Raw genomic sequence first — 19,791 nt, forward strand, 5'->3', positions numbered from 1 at the left:
AGTCTGAGAGAGGTCTTACGACTTTAGGCTGAGACCGAACCTTACGCCATTTGCCCCCTATTCTGAAAGAGCGGTGCCGCAAACAGAGCTGCCTGCGTGCGGTCGGTAAAATCCAGCTTGCTGAGTATGCTGCTGACATGCGTCTTCACCGTCTTCTCCGCGACAATAAGCGTCTGGGCAATATCCTTGTTGCTCAACCCCTTCGTCAGCAGTTCCAATACCTCAAGCTCCCTCGGCGTCAAAGCGTCAAGCGCCTTATCCATATTCGATTGCTGTCTGACCGGTTCAACCCTCTGCTCTGGCTCCGGGCGGCTGAGCAGCACCTTGGATATATCCGGATGAAGCTGAATATTCCCCTTATAAGCGCTTCTAATGGCTTCTGCCAGCTGATCCGGCTCCACATCCTTCAGCATATAACCGATGGCGCCGGTTTGCAGAGCGGGTACGATGTGACTCTGATCGGAAAAGCTGGTCAGCACCAGCACCTTGATATGCGGATGCTGCTCCTTGATCAAGGCGCTGGCTTCAATTCCGTCCATGACCGGCATGTTCAAATCCATCAGGACGATGTCCGGCTGAAGCTCTCCCGCCTTATCCACGGCCTCTTGCCCGTTATGCGCTTCCCCGACCAACTCGAAATCAGGCTGCATCGAGAGAAAGAACGATATCCCCTTTAATACGATTTGATGATCATCTACAAGCAAAATTTTGATTTTCATAATAAGTAATCACCGCTGCTTCCCTTCTCTTCCGCGCAATGCGACTGAACCGATTCAAGCGGAATAATCGCTCTGACAATCGTCGGCCTTCCCCGTCCGTTTGTAATCGTTAATGAACCGCCAAGCGCCTCCGCCCGCTCCCGCATCGACCGCATTCCCATCGTCTGACGGCCTTTTTTCCGGTCAACCTGAAAGCCTGCGCCTTCGTCCTTAACCTCCAGTACGGCTGCCCCATCCTGCTGCTTGATCAGCCGGATATATGCGGTCTCCGTGCCAGAATGCTTCCTTACATTATTCAAAGCCTCTTGGCCAATTCTCCAGAATGCTTCTTCAATCGCGCGCGGGAGCTCCTTCACCCCTTCCGTCCGATCATAAATCGTCAGATTAAGCCCTTGCCCGTATTGCTTAAGCGCCGGCAGCAGTCCGTTCTCAAGTCCTGCCGGATGCAGCTGCCAGATGAGCGTGCGCATCTCCTTGAGCGCCTCCTGCGATAGCTGCTGAATTTCGTTAAGCGACCGCTGCACGACCGGATCGCGTCCGGCAAGCACATTTTCCGCGCCTTTGGCGAGGAAGGTTAAAGAGAATACCTTCTGAACGACGGAATCATGCAAATCGCGGGCCATCCGGTTCCGCTCCTCCATCCGCGTCAGCTCGCTGCGGTGCTCATAGATACGCAGGTTCTCCACGCATAACGTAAAGTGATCGCCAAGCGAATACATAAAGTCCTCATTCAGCTCGTCGAATTGCCGCTGATCCGGACTGCTGATAAATATAACGCCAATCGTACGGTTGCGGACGCGAAGCGGAATGGCAGCTGCCGAACGATATGGCGGTATACCTACCGAGTCTAGCGCGTTGCCCTCGTTGCAGGAGGACTCAATGACAATGCGATTATCCCGGAGGGCCGTGCTGATCGGGCCTGCAAGCTCGGGAGCAAGCGACTGCCATTCCTTCGTGACCTGACCGTTCGAATACAAGGCGCTAAGGGATAGCTGCTGCCCGTCAAACATAAATAAGGAGACATTCGGCCAGCCGAAGGCGTCTCCAATATATTGCACCGCCTTGATCGGCAGCTGATTGATATCCTGCACCCCGTTAATCCGCTGAATCACATCTCCGAGCTTTGCATACAGCATCGCATTCCGTTCTTGTGTCTGATACAGGCGAATCCGGTTGATCGCCGTTCCGATCTGGAGAGCGATAGCCTGCAGCATCGCAAGCTCCGCTTCACTGAACTGCTCCTTGCCAGCCTGCGCCACATTCAGCAGCCCGAACCGGTCTTTGCCCGCCTTCAGCGGCACCGTTGCATGGTGGGTGATTCCTTCCGTGCTTCCAAGCTGATGGCTTACCGCATACGTAATCCGTTTGCATTCAATAATATTAACAGCATGGGTAAGCTTGCGCTGGCGGTATCGCTCGACGCACCAGCAGTCTTCCCCGCACATAAGCGCATAATTGCCGGCGGTTAAGGCAGGAGGCAGGTTATGATGGGCGGCACAGGTATTTCCCGGCACGTCATCATCAATTAAGAATATCCAGCCCGTCGTGAAATCGGTCACTTCAAGCAGCTTGACCAGCACGTCATTCAGCATCTGATCCATATCATTGGTTGTGTTAAGCAATTCCGCAATTTCTTTGAGCGCTGTAAGCTCGCTGACGCGAATATCCCTCGGCATCCGGCATCCCTCCTCTTCTACCACCATTATACACTTACTTTTCCCCATGCCTCCAGCAGGGCATCCCTAAAAAGTTCATCGAGCTGTTCATCCGCCACACCTGCTGCCGCATCCAATTGTTTGGCTGCCTGTTCAAAATAATCGATTCGTTCTTCCAAATAGTCATTTAACAGCCCGATACGCGGCTCCATGCGAAGCTCGTCTCCCGCGCGTTTTCTGGCCAGCAGACGCTGAATGATGTCATACAGCTCACTGTCAGCGGGAATGAGATCCCAAGCCAGCTCCTCGAACGGAACGGGCGGCATCTCACGATATTTCTCGATCCAGCCGCAAGCGAGCAGCGGGCGGAGCACGTAGAAATATTTTTTCGCCCGGACCGTATCGCCCTGCAAATATTCCCGGTAATTGCCCCTCGCCATATGGAGATAATGGAACATGCAGGACTTTGGCGAAAAGGTTGCCGCGGAATAAGCTCGAATCCGTTCAGCTATCGCGTATGGCTCAAGGTAGCGGATCGGCGACCGCAGCCATTCCAGCAAAGGCGGGTTCGACTTGCTGAACAGTGCCAGCGCTTTGCGCAAATCCCAGCCGTTAATATCCAGCATCCCGCTGATGGGGCGTTCAATCACATCCCGGCGCTCCCGAATCGATAAGTACCATTCCGCCGGACGAACATAGAGGAAGCGGACGTCGTAATCGCTGTCCTTCGAGGGAAAGCCCCAAGCCCGGGAGCCGGACTCGCAGGCATACAGGATGCGGACATTCTCTTCCTCTTCTATGCGCGCGAGCTCGGCTTTTATTTTTAATCGGTCATGCTCATCCATCACGCTGACTCCCCTAACTCGAACGTTTTCCGCCAAGCAGCAGATTGAGCTGCTCAACCAGATCGCCTCCTCCCGTGAGGGAGACGCTTCCGACGTTATCGCATATTTTCTCCAGGAACTCGAGCTCCTTCAAGCGGTAGAGCGTGGCATTCTCATCCATCAGCTTCGCCGTATTCAGCAGGCTTCTTGTCGAGGCCGTTTCTTCGCGCCGCGTAATGAGATTAGCTTGCGCTTTTTTCTCCGCAAGAAGCACCGTGTTCATAATGTCCTTCACTTCACCGGGCAGGATAATGTCCTTTACGCCCGCGCTCAGAAACGCGACACCGTACTCTCCGCTCCGGACCGCAAGCCTCTCCAGCACAAAAGCCCCGATCTCCTGCTTCGTCCGAAGCAGCTCATCCAGCTTCATCGTCCCTACATATTCCCGCAGGATCAGTTGAAGCTGAATATACAGCTGCTCCTCGAACCCTCTGATCTCCATCGCCTTCAGCGGGTCCTTCATCATATACTGGCTGACAAAGTTTAAGCGCAGCGTGACTTTATCCTCTGTCATCATTTCCTGACCCGTCAGATCCAGCTGCTGGCGGCGCATATCCATCGTCTGTACCGTTATCGAAACCGGCGTGCGCCAGAAGCGGTATTTCCCTGGGCCAAGCTCTCTTTGGAGCACATTGTCATAGAAAAGGAAGGCCTTCTCGTGTCCCGCCACCTCGTGGGTGCTGTAAAGCGAGTTCAGCTTCATCAGATCGGCTGCGTTTAATATTGCTGGCAGCTCGATATCCCGGGTATTCAGACGGGTGAATGTATGCTTGATAACCGCCTTCCAGTAAGCATGCTTCCCTGCCTTCAACACGCTGCTGCATCTGCCGTCCTCATAATGAAGGACATATTCATCATCGGCAACATCGATTATATGAAGCTCCTCAAGCAGTCTGTCATCATGCAGGAACAACGCAAGCTCCTTGCCCGGCACTACAAACGGCTTCATTACGTCCATAACCGTTACCGTCATTTTCGAGAAAAGGGGAAAGCGGTGTTTGCCCGGACCAAGCAGCCGTACATAGCTTCCGTCCTTAAACAGCAATCCGCGCTGATCGCTTTGTATCGTAATCTTGTTTATATAGGCAGTCATAGTATAACCTCCTTTGATTTGGGGCTGATTGGCGAAAATGCTCCCAAGCCCGGAGCGGAATCCGGCTTAAGAACGGCATCCTTCCTCATACCGGCTGATTCCTAAGGCACCGCGGCAGATTTTCTTGCTTCAATCTGCCTGCGATGCGTTTGGCAGCGGCCTTTCATGCAGGTGTCTCCCGTCCGGTATCCGCGGATTGCAGAGCTCCGGCATTTGGTGCAGCTGTAAGAGCCTGCTGAGCATTTCCCCAACCAACTTGAACTTTAAATTTGATTGATCTCGATTAGCAGTCGAGTCATCGCTCTACCATGAACGTCGCCCAGTGACGGTGGAGGATTCGAACCTCCGCAATAGGGTAAAACGCGTACCCGATCCGACAGCATACCGCGTACAGAGACTGTACCGGTACTGCGGGATAATCATCGACATCCCTGCCCGGTTCGGCCAGGCCGTTTGCTTTACAACCTCATTATCATCGATGCTCCGTTTCCGGAACATGGTAAAAGTATGGCGAATCAAAATTTTCAACAGAAAAAGCGCACTTGTTTTTCTGTTGAAAATTGCTTCGGAAGCAGAAGCATAAACTTTCTGGAGGAAAAGCAAAGCTTTTTCTCCAGAAAGTTGCTTCGGAAACAGAAGCTTAACCAATTGCCACCTATCCTCTTTGGCCCGCCCAAGTTACAATAAAGCTAACTACCTCTTCCAATTGAAAGGGGCCTTACGGACCGTGGCTAAAGAAAGCTTTGATAAAGAAATCCAGTTTCTGCGCATGCTGGTGCTGACAAGCGGCGCTTATAACCGGCAGCAGTTCGCCGACCGGCTTGGCATCTCGGTACATACCTTCGACAAGACCATCCGGCGCCTGAAGGATATTGCCGGAACCGTTCAGCAGCAAGCAGCAGAGGAACAAAACAAAGCGATAACGGACATGCTGCGAACAAGCTATTACGAATCGGCAGACCCGCTGCTGCTGTTCTTGTTCCGCTCGAAGTCACTGAAAGAGTCCGAGAGCTACCGTCTATCGCTACTGATCGCCGCCCTGCAGGAGCAGTCGCTTACTTCGCTGGAGCTTCTTGAGCTCTGCAGCGAAGGAATGCCGGAGGAGCTTGCGCTTCCGGATGAGAAAACCATCCGCTCCGATCTCAAATATTTGGAGCAGGCCGGCGTGATAAGACGGGTTCCAGGCGGAAGACCGCAGAAGTATACCGCGCATAATGATTTCGTAAGCATGCTGTCAGACGACGAGCTGTCTGATCTGTACGCTTTTGTAGACGTGATGGCCAATACGCAGGTTCCTTCCGTCCAAGGCTATCTGCTGCGGGACAGCCTGAAAAAAGCGATGAAGCGCCGGCATCTGCCGGACGGGGCAAGTGATCTCTTCTTATATAAGTACCATTATCATTCGCGCATTCTGGACGAAGCGCATCTCTATACGATCATGCAGGCTATTGAGGCCAGGCGGAGGCTGACTTTCCACTACTTCACGCCAAAATCCAACCGGAGCTATCAATCCAAAAATACAAATCCGATGTTTGCTAAGCAATCCGAGGGCCGGCTTACCGAAATACTGCCGCTGAAGGTCGCTTACGATCATCAATACGGACGATGGTATTTGCTTGGCCATAGCTCGGGCCGTTCTGGCGTTGCGATTTTCCGGATGGAGGGCATTACCCAGCTGGAGGAAAGCGGACTTGTGTCCGAGGACGAGTATGTAACACAGCTTGCCGCGCTTGAGCGGAACACCAGATACAGCTGGCTCGTTGATATGGGAAGGCCGGTTGCGGTCAAGGTAAGGTTTTTCAACCCCGAAGGGGGAAATAGAAACTTCATTAAGGATCGGGTGCAGCTGCAAGGGCAGTGGGGCGTTATTACGGAGGAGGATGAGATCTCATTCCTGTTCGAGATTACGGTCAACGGCACGCAGGAGATTAAGCCTTGGCTGCGCAGCTTTGGATCCAGCTGCGAAGTACTGGAACCCGGATCATTAAGGCGTGAATTCATTAAAGAATGGAAGGAGCTGGCGGCTTATTATGAACCTGTTCGAGAAAATCTTCAATTACCGGATGATGGCACAGCTTGATGAGCATGGCGCTCTTGCCGTTACCGCTCAGGAACGCCGCTGGCTCCTGATGATGCTGGAGCATCCGGATGCTTCCTCCGCAATCGAACCGGAGACGCTGGATCGACTTCGGCAATGTCTCTGCGGGTCGGATGAACCTAGCTCCGGCCATTTTCGAACCATCATAATAGAGAAGGCCGGCAGCACCGTTTCTTCGCTTTATCATCCGCTTATGGGAACGCTTAGAAGAATGATTGTGAAGAAATCCGGCATGCAGCTCCTCTATACCCGAAAAGACGGTACCCTGCTCCCCCGCCAAGCCGGAGTTCCATACAAGCTTGAATACTCCATGGTGAAAAAGGAGTGGTATTTGCTCTGGTACAACCGGAGAACCCGCTCGCTGATGACGACCAGATTGCGGAGTATCCGCCTTGTTGAAGACATGCCGGTAAGCGAGGAATTTTTCAATCAAGCGGCGGCTGCGCTCGCAAGTCAGCTGGAAAAGCGCACGCAGCACGCCACGATTGAAATCATTCCGGCTTACAACAGGGAATTGTCCCGGATTCTGTATGCTCTTTCCTGCTTTGATAAGCAGGTTCAATATGACGAACCCGCCGATACTTACGCGATCAAGCTGACGTTTCTCGGCGACGAAACCGAATACGTGCTGTCGAAGCTCCGTTTTCTGGGCTTGCGCGTGCGTGTTACCGACCATTCTTATATGAAGTATCGGCTACGTGAAGCGGCGCAAAAATCATTGGCCCGTTACGGATATGCGCCATCAGCCATCGAAACGGCTCAGCACAATAACGGCATTATGCCCGCCGAAGCCGAATGAGTTGGACAATCCGATGCGCAGCGAAGCGGATTGTGCCGTCGTCGGAATATTGGACAGACCGCATTCCGGATCGAGCTGCTCCAGGTTAATGGTAGGCGGCACAATTCCTTCACGCAGACTCTGTATGAGGGCAATGGCTTCAACGCCGCCCGCTGCGCCAAGCATATGACCTAGCATCGACTTGTTCGCAGTAACGGCAATCCGGCCCGCCTCCTCGCCAAATAACCGGCTGATAGCCTGGCCTTCCGAGCGGTCCCCAAGCCCCGTGCTTGTTGCATGCGCGCTAATAATGTCTACTTCGCTTGGACGGATCCCCGCATCCGCAAGAGCAGTCCGCATCGCCGTATGCGCTCCGGCCCCTTCAGGATGAGTCGCGACAATATGATAAGCATCGGAGCTTGCTCCATAGCCAAGCACTTCGCCGTAAATCTCCGCATCCCGCTTCTTCGCATGAGCCAAAGACTCGAGTACCACGATGCCTGCACCCTCTGCCATTACAAAACCGTCACGCTGTTGATCAAACGGCCGGCTGGCCTTCGTTGGATCCTCGTTCCGGGAAGATAAAGCCTGCGCGTTGCCAAAGCTTGCAAGCGACAGCTCGTTTACGGCTGCCTCTGCTCCGCCTGCAATCACGACATCCGCCAGACCAAGCCGAATGAGCCGCATCGCTTCGCCAATCGCCGTATTCCCAATCGAGCAGGCGGTAACCGGAGCCAAGGTTGGTCCCGTGAATTGGTACCTGATACTGATCGAGGCTGCCGCCATATTTGCGATCATCATCGGCACCAGCATCGGGCTTACGCGTTCAGGTCCGCGGCTGCGCAGGATTTCATCCTGCTCCATTAAGGTGCTTAATCCGCCGATTCCAGAACCAACATAAACCCCAACGCGATCCCGGTCCAGCTCCTCCAGCTTAAGCCCCGAATTTGCAATCGCCTGATCCGCTGCGGCAACGGCAAATTGCACGAAGCGGTCCATCTTTCTAGCTTCCTTGCGGCCAAACAACCCCTCCGGATCAAAATCAGAGACGATCCCCGCTATTTTTGTTTTCATCCGTGCTGTATCAAAAGCATCTATGCGCGAAATGCCAGATTCCCCGCGTTTCATGCGAGACCATACTTCATCCACCGTTTTCCCGAGCGGCGAGACAACGCCCATTCCCGTAACAACTACGCGTTCCATAGGTTCAACACTCCTAATAAAGAATTAACACCCAAACAGCATAAGACTACGCTTATTCAGGTGGTTATACCTCAAAATTAGTACCTGATATTAAATCATGTTGCCACAGCAAGTATCCTATTACAAGTTGTCGTTTATCCTAGTATAATGAGTAACAGGATTATCTTATAAGGAGGCACCACCCGGCATGAATCATAAAACGCGGCTCGCCGCGCTTTCGAGTTTCCTTAAAGCCCAACGGGCCAAGCTCACCCCAGAGGAGGTTGGTTTTCCTCCCGGCACCCGAAGAAGAACGCCCGGCCTGAGGCGGGAAGAGGTAGCCGCGCTAGCCGGCGTAAGCACAACCTGGTATACCTGGCTGGAGCAAGGCCGGGACATTCAAGCCTCTCCGAATGTACTGGATGCCATCGCTTCTGCCCTGCGCCTTACGCATGATGAACGCAAGTATCTGCACGGCCTTGCGATGGAGCCAGGGGCTGGAGCATCCGGCACGGCTGAGCTGCCGTCCTACTCACCCGATGCGGTCAGCCCGCCGTTACGCAAAATCCTGCAGGAATTAAGGCAATGCCCATCGATCATTTCGGACCGCCGCTGCCAGATCGTTGGCTGGAATGAAGCCGCGGCGCATGTCTTTGTCGATTTTGCCCTGATCCCCGAATCGGAACGCAATATGATCAAGCTGCTATTCACAAGGCAGGAGCTTCGCCGCCTTGCCGTTAATTGGAAGCAGTTCGCGAGCGGTTTCTTATCCATCTTCCGGGCTTATTATGGGCAATATGTAGAGGATAACTGGTATGATCAGTTTCTGAATGAAATGAAGGAGCTGCATCCTGATTTTCAGGAGCTATGGGAGCAAAGCGAGGTGCGTACCGCGCCTGAGGTTGTCCTGGAATTCCGGCATGCGAAGGCGGGGAAAATGCTCTTCCACCTGACTTCCCTGCAGCTGCAGGGCGGATTGGATCTCCGCTGCAGCATCTATACGCCGGCGCCGGACAGCGATACGGAGGAGAAGCTGAGCAAGCTCATGACAAAAAAACCGTCCTAGCCTGTTCCCAGGCAGAGACGGTTTTTGACAGCATGATTATTGTACAGTTATCATTCGGTTCGTTAATGCACCCAGCTTCTCAATCTCGATCGTGACAACATCGCCATCCTGCAGATAGACTTGCTTCTCCGGCGGATAGCCCATCACAACGCCTTCCGGCGTACCGGTAAGAATAATATCTCCGGGCGACAACGTCATGCACTGCGAAATATAACTGACGAGCTCCTTGCAGTTAAAAACCATATCCGAGGTATTCGAGTCCTGGCGCACCTCTCCGTTAACGGTGCAGCTGATCCGCAAGGCATTGGGATCTTCCACCTCATCCTTGGAGACGAGGTACGGTCCGATAGGCGCGAATTTATCGCAGGATTTGCCGGCCAGCCACTGGCTTGTCCGCGTCTGCAGATCACGCGCGGACAGGTCGTTGGAAGCACAATAACCAAATACATAATCAAGCGCTTCGTCCTCTGTTACATTTCTCGCCGTACGTCCGATGACAATGGCGAGCTCCGCTTCGTAGTCTACCTTTTCCGTCGACTTTGGCAATGGCACATCCTCGCCATGCGCGGCAAGCGCATTGTTGAACTTGCTGAACAGAATAGGATATTCGGGCAGCGGCATGTTTGTCTCCTCCGCATGCTTGCGGTAATTAAGACCGATGCAGATGATTTTCCCCGGCTCAGGCACGCAAGGACCGTAAACAATCTCAGACTCCTTCAAGTAGCGTACCTGCTCTCCTTTATGCTCCGCAAGGTATTGCCCGAGCCTGTTGAATTCCGCTTCTCCGCCTTGCAATAACCCGCTTAAGGTGATATCGCCGGCATCTGCAATGCCTTTATCAGTGTGTACTCCCAATCGATAAGAAGCCGAAGCTTCCTTTTCCCTGAAGTTGACCAATTTCACGAATAAGCCCTCCCGGTCTGCCAATGATATACAATAGATTCCTCCTTATTATAGCCCTGCTTGTCCTGCGGAACAAAAGAAATTATCCGTACCTCTTCATCATCCTCAGGAATTTGCTGCCCGTGAGCGTTGGTGTTCCGGCATTCAGCCGGAGTACTTCATCGGAACCCGGCTTGTTAATGCCCGGCTGAGTTGTGAAGAATAACGTCACACCCGCCTCTTTCTCCAGCTGCTTGGCTGTCCGGTTAAAGACTCCGTACGGGAAAGCGATCATCTGGTACGTGTTATGCAGCTCTGTCTTCAGACGTTTCTCCATCAGCCGAGCATCCGCCCCCACGCGGGCCAGATATTCCTTTTTGGTCTCAACCCGGCCTTTGTCCTTCAGATAGATGGGGCTGGCCAGCATAGGTCCCGTTTTATGGCTCTTTTTATCAAGTGAAGCATAGTCATGCTGATGGTACGTATGGCTGTAAAAGCTGAAGCCCTCGGCTTTAAGCCTGCGCATGGTATCCCAGGTCAAATGCTTCGTTTGAACATTCTGCTTGTCGCTGCTCGATCCGATGATAAAGTGAGTAGCGGTAAAATTGTATTTTTTCAAAATCGGAACCGCATATTGGTCAAAGCTTTCGTAGCCGTCATCAAAGGTAATGACGACCGCATTGTCCGGTACCTTGGCTTTATGCTTCATAAAGTCCGCTAACTGTTCCGTGCTGATGACATGATAGCCGTTCTCCTTCAGAAGCTTCATTTGGGTGCCGAACCGGCCGGGGGAAATCGTCGCTTCGCTTTCCTTCCCGTCAATATGATGATACATAAGGACAATAACCTTGTTCTTATAATGTACGGGTTTGTTATTAGCAGCATTAAGCTGGTAGTGGGACACCGGCCAAGTGATCGCGATGGCGATGACGAGGAGTGCGGCAATCACTTTTACTCTCACAACTTATTCCTCCTACGGATGTTTGTTTAAAGTTCCTTACTGGCTTCAGTATAGAGAGGCGTTATCTCCAAACCATGTCCGCCTTGTAACGAAGCTGTAAACAAATTTCCTGTAAACAAAAAAACTCCCGGTTCAGCTGGAGCGGCTGTACCGGGAGTTCTTAAAGCCTTATTTCAATTTAGCTACGCCCGTTGCGATTTGCTCGATTTGAGCTTTCGTCAAGCTTTTGTCCGCGGAGCTGATCGTTACATAACGGTCGTCAATTTGGAAGCTCAGCATAGCCGTATCGCTTGGCGTAAACCATTTTGCTTTCACGCCGTTTGGCAGCGTTACGTTCGTGCTGTCATAACCTACCGAGTAGTCGCGCGGCGAGATTTGAACGTTCATGTGCTTGAACCAGAAATTAACCGAATCTCCACCCGCTACTTTTTGGAAAGTATCGTCTTTGGCCATTTTTGTTGGCGCATAAGCCGTTGTGAAGCCATCGAACTTCGCGAATTCGTCTTTAATCTCTTTCGTTTGGGCAGCTGTAAACGTTACAGTTGTCAGATCGGTTTGGGCAGCTCCCACTTTCGCTACGGTTACCGCTACTTTCTCCAGTTGAGCATTGGTAAGCTTAGCGTTCGGGGAGCTCAGCGTTACATAACGATCATCTACTTTTACTGTCAGCATCGCCGTGTCGCTTGGTTTGTACCATTTTGCTTTTACGCCGTTCGACAAGGTTACAGTCGTACCTTCGTAGTCAAACGAGTAGTCGCGCGGCGATACGTTTACCGTCATGTTCTTGAAGAGCAGGTTTACGCCGTCTGCCGTAGCCGCAGATTTTTGCAAAGCGTCGCCATTGATCATTTTTTGCGGTGCGTAAGCCGCTTCGAAGCCTTCAAAGCCGGCAAATGCATTCTTAAGCTCATCCAGTTGAGCAGCTGTGTACGATACCGTTACCAGATCCGTTTGAACAGCGCCTACTTTTGTTACGCTTACTGCTGCTTTTTCAAGCTGTGCTTTGCTTAACTTCCCATTGGCGGAGCTTACGGTTACATAACGGTCATCTACTTTTACAGTCAGCATTGAAGTTTTGCCTTGCGTATACCATTTGCCCGTTGCGCCGTTCGATAACGTTACGTTTGTACCCTCATAGTCATGCGAGTAATCGCGCGGCGATACGTTAACTGTCATGTTCTTGAAGAACAGGTTCACGCCGTCTCCGGTTGCTGCTACCTTGTCCAGAGCATCGCCTTTGATCATCATTTGCGGAGCATAAGCCGTTTCGAAGCCTTCAAAGCCGGCAAATGCATTCTTGATGGCTTCGAGCTGAGCCGCCGTGTAGTTCGTCAATACCCATTGATCGGTTGTGCTTGTTCCAATGTAGATTGTATTTGTTTTGCTGTCATATTGGATTGGCGTATTCAGTGCATTGGAGAGCGCGCGAACCGGCAGATAAGTCGTGTCATGATAAGTGATTGGCGCAAGCTTATTGCCGTTCTCGTCTTTAGGGATATATGTGCTGCCGTTAATTTTAAAGCCAATGCTGTGATTCAGAAACGCACTAATCTTCTCCATGTTTGTTCCGGCATATACCCCGGCTGCACCAGAAACGGTCATCCCCGCGATCATCATTGTTGCTACTGTTCTTTTCACGTTTTTGTTCATTTTTATGAACTCCTTTAGATTGTTTTTGTTTTAAGTATTTTTCTAACCTCTAACCTTATCTCTAACCTTTTTATCTCTTTGTCGCTTCTGTCTGTGTGTTGTTTGAAGCTCCTTACAAACTTCATTATAGAGAGAGGATATCTCCAACTAATTTCGAGCTTGTAACGAACCTGTAAACATTTGGCCAATCCGAGGATATAAAAAACTCCCGGCACAGCCATAATAGCCGTACCGGGAGCTTATAAGTCCTTATTTCAATTTAGCTACGCCTGTTGCAATTTGCTCGACTTGCGCTTTGGTCAGGCTTTTGTCCGCGGAGCTGATCGTTACATAACGGTCGTCAATTTGGAAGCTCAGCGTAGCCGTATCGCTAGGCGTAAACCATTTTGCTTTCACGCCGTTTGGCAGCGTTACATTTGTGCTGTCATAACCAACCGAGTAGTCGCGCGGCGAGATTTTAACATTCATGTGTTTGAAGAAGAAGTTAACCGAGTCTCCGCCCGCTACTTTTTGGAAAGCATCGTCTTTGATCATTAACGTTGGGGCGTAAGCCGTTGTAAACCCGTCGAATTTAGCGAATTCGTCTTTAATCGCATTGGATTGAGCTGACGTATAGGTTACTTTTGCCAAGTCGGATTGTACAGCGCCTACTTTTGCTACCGTCACGGCTACTTTCTCCAGCCGCGCTTGCGTCAGATTTGCATTTGGAGAGCTTAGCGTTACATAACGGTCATCCACTTTTAACGTCAGCATCGGAGTATCTCCAACTTTGTACCACTTTGCTTTTGCGCCATTCGATAAAGTTACCGATTTGCCGTCATAGTCATGGGAGTAATCACGCGGCGATACGTTCACGGTCATATTCTCGAAAACAATGTTCACGCCGTCTGCCGTAGCTACTGTTTTTTGCAGAACGTCGCCTTTAATCATCATTTGCGGTGCATAAGCAGTCTCGAAGCCGTCAAAGCCCGCAAATGCTTTCTTGAGCTCGTCAAGTTGTGCTGCTGTATAAACCACCTGTACCAGATCTGTTTGGACAGCGCCTACTTTCGTTACCGTAGTCGCTACTTTTTCCAGCTGGGAATTGCTCAGCTTACCATCCGGGGAGCTTACCGTTACATAACGGTCATCTACTTTTACCGAAAGCATTGCAGTATCGCCCGGTTTATACCATTTGCCTGTTAATCCATTCGGCAGGGTTACGGCTGTGCCGTCATAGTCATGGGAGTAATCGCGCGGCGATACGTTGACCGTCATGTTCTTGAAGAGCAGGTTCACGCCGTCTGCCGTAGCCGCAACCTTTTGCAGGGCATCCCCTTTGATCATGATTTGCGGAGCATAAGCCGTTTCGAAGCCGTCAAAGCCCGCAAATGCTTGCTTGATTTCGTCCAGCTGAGCTGCCGTGTAGTTCGTCAGTACCCATTGATCCGTTGTGCTTGTTCCAATGTAGATCGTATTTGTTTTGCTGTCATATTGGATTGGCGTATTCAGCGCGTTAGACAAGGCGCGAACCGGCAGGTAAGTTGTGTCATGGTAAGTGATTGGCGAAAGCTTATTGCCGTTCTCGTCTTTAGGGATATACGTGCTGCCATTAATTTTAAAGCCGATGCTGTGATTCAGAAACGCACTAATCTTCTCCATGTTTGTTCCGGCATACACCCCGGCTGCGCCAGAGACGGTCATCCCCGCGATCATCATTGTTGCTACTGTTCTTTTCACGTTTTTGTTCATTTTTATGATCTCCTTTAGAGTAGGTTTTTTGTTGGTGTTTTATTTGAAGCTCTTACTGACTTCAGTATATAGAGGCGATATCTCGAAACCATATCCGGCTTGTAACGAACCTGTAAACATTGTGATGCGTTATTTCATTTTAACGACGCCTGTAGCGATTTGCTCGATCTGAATATTGCTCAGACTTTTATCTGCCGAGCTGATCGTTACATAACGGTCGTCGATCTGTAAAGTCAGCATCGCTGTATCGCTTTGCTTAAACCATTTTGCTTTCACGCCGTTTGGCAGCGTTACATTCGTGCTGTCATAGCCATACGAGTAATCACGGGGCGAGATTTGAACGTTCATGTGCTTGAACCAGAAGATCACCGAATCTCCGCTTGCCACTTTTTGAAACGCATCATCTTTGGCCATTTTTGTAGGCGCATATGCGGTTGTAAAGCCATCAAACTTTGCAAACTCTTCTTTAATCGCTTTTGACTGAGCTGCTGTATACGTTACCTTTGCCAGATCCGTTTGAGCAGAGCCTACTTTTGTTACGCTTACCGCTACTTTTTCCAGCTGCGCCTTGCTCAGCTTTCCGCCTGGGGAGCTTACGGTTACATAACGATCATCCAATTTGACGGTCATCAACGCTGTATCGCCTTGCTTATACCATTTTGCTTTTACGCCATTCGTTAAGATTACGGTTGTACCGTCATAATCATGGGAATAATCACGAGGAGATACATTAACCGTCATATTCTTGAACAGCAGGTTCACGCCGTCTGCGGTAGCCGCTGCCTTTTGCAAAGCATCGCCTTTGATCATGATTTGCGGGGCATAAGCCGTTTCGAATCCGTCAAAGCCGGCAAATGCTTTCTTAATGTCATCAAGTTGAGCTTCTGTGTAGTTCGTCAATACCCACTGCTCCGTTGAGCTTGTTCCAATATAGATCGTGTTGGTTTTGCCGTCATATTGAATTGGCGTATTCAGCGCGTTAGAGAGCGCGCGAACCGGCAAATAAGTAGTGTCATGATACGTGATAGGCGCAAGCTTATTGCCGTTCTCATCCTTAGGGATATACGTGCTGCCGTTGATTTTGAAACCAATGCTGTGATTCAGAAACGCGTCAATCTTCTGCATATTCGTTCCGGCAAATACCCCTGCCGCTCCGGAAAAGGTCATCCCTGCGATCATCATCGTAGCAACTGTTCTTTTCATGTTTTTGTTCATTTTCGTTTATCTCCTTTAACGCTCATTTTTTATTTTTTATCTACTGACTTCTAATAACCCGTTTGTGTTTGTTTGAAGCTCCTTACTGACTTCAGTATATAGAGGCGATATTTCTAAACCGTCTCCGCCTTGTATCGAACCTGTAAACATTGCGCGACGCCTTATTCAATGATGTTCAACTCATGTTGCCCTCTCCTTCATTGATGCGTTGTTCTTGTTGATGAACTCAGTATAATAAGCCGATATCTCCAAAACATATCGGGCTTGTATCGGATATGTAACACTTATTCAGACAAAAAAAATCCGGATCAAATGATCCGGATTCATTAAGGTTTTTCTATTGGAAGTCTACAATATGAGTAACGGGCATACCATCTTTGTCTGCGACCGTTATGCCAAGACGCGTACCCGAAGGATTCCAGCTAAGCGGATATTGCGGAAAATAACTTGGTCCGATCGGCGATATCTTGCCGGTTGCCGAATCAAAAATATAAACCCCGTTCATCCCGCTCTGATTCTCGGTGTACACGGCTGCCGCCAGCTTCGAGGAATCAGGGGACCATACGATATAAGGAATCAGATCGCCTTTTGCAATAGACAGCCCTTCCGCGCTTCCGTTTGAATCGAATATGCGAAGCTCGCTTCCGGCTTTCCCCGCAACCTTCTGAATTTCAACGGCCAGGTGCTTGCCATTTGGCGACACCTGGAACTTCAACGCGTTTTTGACGAGCTCGGTTGGCTGCGGATCGTTAGGCGTAAATTGCTTCAAAGTCTGTTTGTTATCGGTGTAATAAATATACCCTTGCCCCGCTCCAAAATTCGTAAAATACTGACCGGCCATGGCCGGATCCTCAAGCTTCAGCTGCGTCACTGTTCCGTCCACCGTAATCTGGCGGATATCGCCAAGCCCGTTCATCGAGCCTGCGGCAAGAATATAAGTCGTATTATTCAGCCAGCCGCCGTTCTCCAAATAGTTGCTGCCCTTAACTTCCGTCGTATTCCCCGTGCTGATTTCCTTAATAAAGTTACGTGCCGTATATTTATCCTTCCACTGCTGGATAAATACATATTTTCCGTCCGGAGACGTCTGCTCCTTCACGACCTTTTCAACTTCTTTCACCGGCTCGGCAGCCGATTTCTCCTCGTTATTGCTTAGGTCAACGCTCACATTACTGTATTCGTATTGAGCCTCTTCGGTGGCCGTAGCCTGCTTGACGAGCTTGGTGTACATGAGCTGCACCAGATCATCGGACAGCCATTTCTCCATGCTTGCTCCTTCGAACCGGTGAATGCTTTGTACCACAATATCCTGGTTCGGCTTCTGAGCCGGGCCTTTTACAACCGTCAATTCTCCTTTTTTGTTGGAATTATTGCCACTATTGGCGAGATCATTATTTGGAATAGAGGAACACGCCGCTAGTGCTGCTGCCAGCGAAAGCACGGCGCCTAATTTGATGAACGGTTTCATTGTTACTCCCCCTGGACTTAACCTGTTTTTCTAAGTATAGAAGGCCCTTATATCAAAAACATATCTGAATTGTATCCAAGTTGTAACAACTTTTATATAGGATACCCAAAAAAAACAAACAACCCGGACCATGCCAAGTCCAGGCTGTAGTTCAATTTTCTTGCGTACCTATGCCTATGGGCTCTCCGGGAAGAGATATGACGAATCTGGAGCCCTCGGGTCCTGATTCGGCCAGTTTGATGGAGCCATGCTGTTTCTCGGCGAGGCTTCTAACCAAGGCCAGCCCTAGTCCCGTGCCGCCGGTTTCACGCGAGCGGTCATCGCTCACCGTAAAGAACGGATCAAAAATTCGGTTCTGAAGCTCTTCGGGTATCCCGATGCCGTTATCCGCGACCTCGATAATAACGCGGCGTTCACCGTCGGCTAACGTTTCCGAACGATTGGATAGCCGTACCCATCCCCCGGGACGGTTATATTTTATGGCATTACTAAGCAAATTCGTGACCATATGCATAAGGTTATCCTGATCCGCCCATACCTGGTCATTCATCAAATCGGCAGACAATGAGATTTCCCGTTTCTCCGCCTTAATATGCAGACGGTCTAAAGCTTCCTCCAGCACCGGCTTCACATCAAACGTGGCGGCATTGGTCTCAAAATCATAAATATCCATCGATGAGAGCTGAAGCGCCTTCTCAATCAACCCATACAAACGCTCCGCTTCCTTGCTGATCTGGGTCCGGGCATTCTGCAGCAGAACCGGATCGTCGCTATACATACCGAGAAGATCGGAATACGCCAGAATGGAGGTCAACGGAGTTTTTAGTTCGTGGCTGATATTGCCGATAAATTGCTTCTGTTGCTGCTCCAGCTCCTGCAGCCGCTGGATAGCCGTTAGCAGCTTCTGCTTCTCTTCGTTTAACTCATTCACATAAGAAGCAATGCTCCCGCTCATATCGTAAATTCCTTCCGCCAACTCGCCGATTTCATCCTGCCTTCGGACGGGCGGCTTGTCCAGATAACGGCCCTCCCCAATATCCCTGGCAGCCTGATTCAGCTTGCCAAGGGTATGCGCTTGCCTCCACACGTACAGATAACCGAGCAGCAGGCCCGCTGCCAATACGGCAGCTCCCGTCCCAACAAACAAGTCGCGGATATGACGATAGAACATTCTTTGTTCTACAAGAGAGCCGTGGAACTGTACGGTACCAAGAAATTGATCGGCATTGTAGAGCGGTGCCAGATACAAAATCTGATTGCCGAGAGTAATATACGCCGCTTGACCTTTGGCCGTATGAGCAAGAGCATCCTTAGCATCGGTCACGGGCTGAACCGGCAGCGAAGTCCCGGCAAACACCCCGTCAGCATTATACAACGTAACCGCCATTCCGCTTTGTCCGCCTAGATCTACCGCCAGGCTTTGAGCGTTGCGTTCCATGAATTCAGCCGGCGATACCCGTTCACCGGTCAGATATTCCGCGCGGACGCGCAGATTTGCGGAATTCGCCAGCTGGGCGAAGCTTTGTTCCATCCTTCTCTGCTGATCCTCGCGAATACCCGCAAGCACCAGCGTGCTGAGCAGCACGACAACAAAAGCGAGCAGCAGAGCGAGAAACAAGGTAATCTTGCCTTTCAGACCGATCCTGAACCTAGGCCGGGATACGGCTGATCGGGTCATGCGTTCGTCCTCGTGCTTTTATAGCCGATACCGTATACGGTCTGAATCAATCCCTGCCACTCGCCAAGCTTCTTGCGCAGCCGTTGAACATGAATGTCCACCGTGCGCGTTCCGCCCGCAAAATCCATATCCCACACCTGCTCGAGCAGGGCCTCCCGGGTATATACCCGATCCGGATGCTTGGCAAGCAGCGCCAGCAAATCAAATTCCTTCGGCGTCAATTCCGCGATCTGACCGTCAATCTTGACCGTGCGGCTGAGCAGCTCAATGCTTATCCCTCCAAGCTCAAGCTTTCCTTCTTTGTCCGCTTCCTGTTCCGGCGCTTCAATCTGGCGACGTCTATGTAAAGCCTTTACCCGCGCGACCACTTCCCGAATATCAAACGGTTTGGTCATATAATCGTCGGCGCCAAGCTCAAGGCCAAGCACTTTATCCACAATATCGTTCTTAACGGTGAGCAGCATTACCGCGGGTCTATTGTCCGCATCCAGCTTTCTGCATACCTCATAACCGTTCATCTTGGGCATCATGACGTCCAGTACCATCACGTCCGGCTTGAACGAAGCAAGCTTCTCGAGCGCCTCCAGTCCATCCCCGGCTGTCTCCACCGTGTATTCTTCGCGCTGCAGCGCATAGGCTATCGCGCTGGAAATACTGACTTCATCATCTACAACCAGCACTTTAATCATGCCGTTATCACTCCTTATCATGCAAACCTTATAACAGACAGA

The 19,791-nt window shown here is 50.8% G+C and carries 16 protein-coding genes; 3 read left to right on the forward strand and 13 right to left on the reverse strand.

Annotated elements, in window-relative coordinates:
* Positions 1-41: 41 nt before the first annotated feature.
* Genes M3194_RS18620 through M3194_RS18635 form a run of 4 tightly spaced genes read right to left on the reverse strand, consistent with a single transcriptional unit; the run spans position 42 to position 4,351 of the window.
* Positions 42-719: a response regulator gene (locus M3194_RS18620; RefSeq protein ID WP_251655581.1), complete on the reverse strand. Its 678-nt coding sequence runs from the start codon at positions 717-719 to the stop codon at positions 42-44.
* Complete coding sequence (locus tag M3194_RS18625) at positions 716-2,395, reverse strand: GAF domain-containing sensor histidine kinase (RefSeq protein WP_251655582.1); 1,680 nt, start codon at positions 2,393-2,395, stop codon at positions 716-718. Before M3194_RS18625 ends, M3194_RS18620 begins: the two co-directional genes overlap by 4 nt.
* Before the next feature lie 26 nt (positions 2,396-2,421).
* Positions 2,422-3,219 (reverse strand): nucleotidyltransferase domain-containing protein, encoded by a 798-nt coding sequence (locus tag M3194_RS18630; RefSeq protein WP_251655709.1) that lies wholly within the window; start codon positions 3,217-3,219, stop codon positions 2,422-2,424.
* A gap of 13 nt (positions 3,220-3,232) precedes the next feature.
* Complete coding sequence (locus tag M3194_RS18635; protein WP_251655583.1) at positions 3,233-4,351, reverse strand: slipin family protein; 1,119 nt, start codon at positions 4,349-4,351, stop codon at positions 3,233-3,235.
* Between the two features lie 727 nt (positions 4,352-5,078).
* Here M3194_RS18635 and M3194_RS18640 point away from each other — a divergent pair.
* Positions 5,079-6,431: a helix-turn-helix transcriptional regulator gene (locus M3194_RS18640; RefSeq protein WP_251655584.1), complete on the forward strand. Its 1,353-nt coding sequence runs from the start codon at positions 5,079-5,081 to the stop codon at positions 6,429-6,431.
* The gene (locus M3194_RS18645) at positions 6,382-7,248 is read left to right on the forward strand and encodes a WYL domain-containing protein (protein ID WP_251655585.1); all 867 of its coding nucleotides are present in this window, start codon (positions 6,382-6,384) and stop codon (positions 7,246-7,248) included. Before M3194_RS18640 ends, M3194_RS18645 begins: the two co-directional genes overlap by 50 nt.
* On the opposite strand, the gene fabF is transcribed toward M3194_RS18645, so the two are convergent.
* A complete protein-coding gene (fabF, locus tag M3194_RS18650; protein WP_251655586.1) occupies positions 7,192-8,430 on the reverse strand; it encodes a beta-ketoacyl-ACP synthase II in 1,239 nt (412 codons plus the stop codon). The two genes, M3194_RS18645 and fabF, sit on opposite strands and share 57 nt — an antisense overlap.
* A 187-nt stretch (positions 8,431-8,617) precedes the next feature.
* Between fabF and M3194_RS18655 the strand changes: the two genes are divergently transcribed.
* Complete coding sequence (locus M3194_RS18655) at positions 8,618-9,475, forward strand: helix-turn-helix transcriptional regulator (protein ID WP_251655587.1); 858 nt, start codon at positions 8,618-8,620, stop codon at positions 9,473-9,475.
* A 36-nt stretch (positions 9,476-9,511) separates the two neighbouring features.
* Here M3194_RS18655 and M3194_RS18660 read toward each other — a convergent pair whose 3' ends face one another.
* From M3194_RS18660 to M3194_RS18695, 8 genes are all read right to left on the reverse strand, one after another.
* Positions 9,512-10,378, reverse strand: coding sequence for a fumarylacetoacetate hydrolase family protein (locus M3194_RS18660; protein ID WP_251655588.1), 867 nt, complete (start codon positions 10,376-10,378; stop codon positions 9,512-9,514).
* Between the two features lie 82 nt (positions 10,379-10,460).
* Positions 10,461-11,318: a polysaccharide deacetylase family protein gene (locus M3194_RS18665; RefSeq protein ID WP_251655589.1), complete on the reverse strand. Its 858-nt coding sequence runs from the start codon at positions 11,316-11,318 to the stop codon at positions 10,461-10,463.
* A 168-nt stretch (positions 11,319-11,486) separates the two neighbouring features.
* Positions 11,487-12,968 (reverse strand): copper amine oxidase N-terminal domain-containing protein, encoded by a 1,482-nt coding sequence (locus tag M3194_RS18670; protein ID WP_251655590.1) that lies wholly within the window; start codon positions 12,966-12,968, stop codon positions 11,487-11,489.
* Positions 12,969-13,217: 249 nt separating this feature from the next.
* The gene (locus M3194_RS18675) at positions 13,218-14,699 is read right to left on the reverse strand and encodes a copper amine oxidase N-terminal domain-containing protein (RefSeq protein ID WP_251655591.1); all 1,482 of its coding nucleotides are present in this window, start codon (positions 14,697-14,699) and stop codon (positions 13,218-13,220) included.
* Positions 14,700-14,828: 129 nt separating this feature from the next.
* Entirely contained in the window at positions 14,829-15,914 is a 1,086-nt protein-coding gene (locus M3194_RS18680) for a stalk domain-containing protein (RefSeq protein WP_251655592.1), read from the reverse strand.
* Between the two features lie 337 nt (positions 15,915-16,251).
* On the reverse strand, positions 16,252-17,382 hold the full coding sequence (locus M3194_RS18685) for a TolB family protein (RefSeq protein ID WP_251655593.1): 1,131 nt from the start codon (positions 17,380-17,382) through the stop codon (positions 16,252-16,254).
* Positions 17,383-17,533: 151 nt separating this feature from the next.
* The gene (locus M3194_RS18690; RefSeq protein WP_251655594.1) at positions 17,534-19,060 is read right to left on the reverse strand and encodes a HAMP domain-containing sensor histidine kinase; all 1,527 of its coding nucleotides are present in this window, start codon (positions 19,058-19,060) and stop codon (positions 17,534-17,536) included.
* Complete coding sequence (locus M3194_RS18695) at positions 19,057-19,749, reverse strand: response regulator transcription factor (RefSeq protein ID WP_251655595.1); 693 nt, start codon at positions 19,747-19,749, stop codon at positions 19,057-19,059. The genes M3194_RS18690 and M3194_RS18695 overlap by 4 nt, the downstream gene beginning before the upstream one ends.
* Positions 19,750-19,791 lie beyond the last annotated feature (42 nt).

Origin of the sequence: Paenibacillus glycanilyticus, assembly GCF_023715145.1 — a bacterium.
Classification (GTDB): Bacteria; Bacillota; Bacilli; order Paenibacillales; family Paenibacillaceae; genus Pristimantibacillus; species Pristimantibacillus glycanilyticus_A.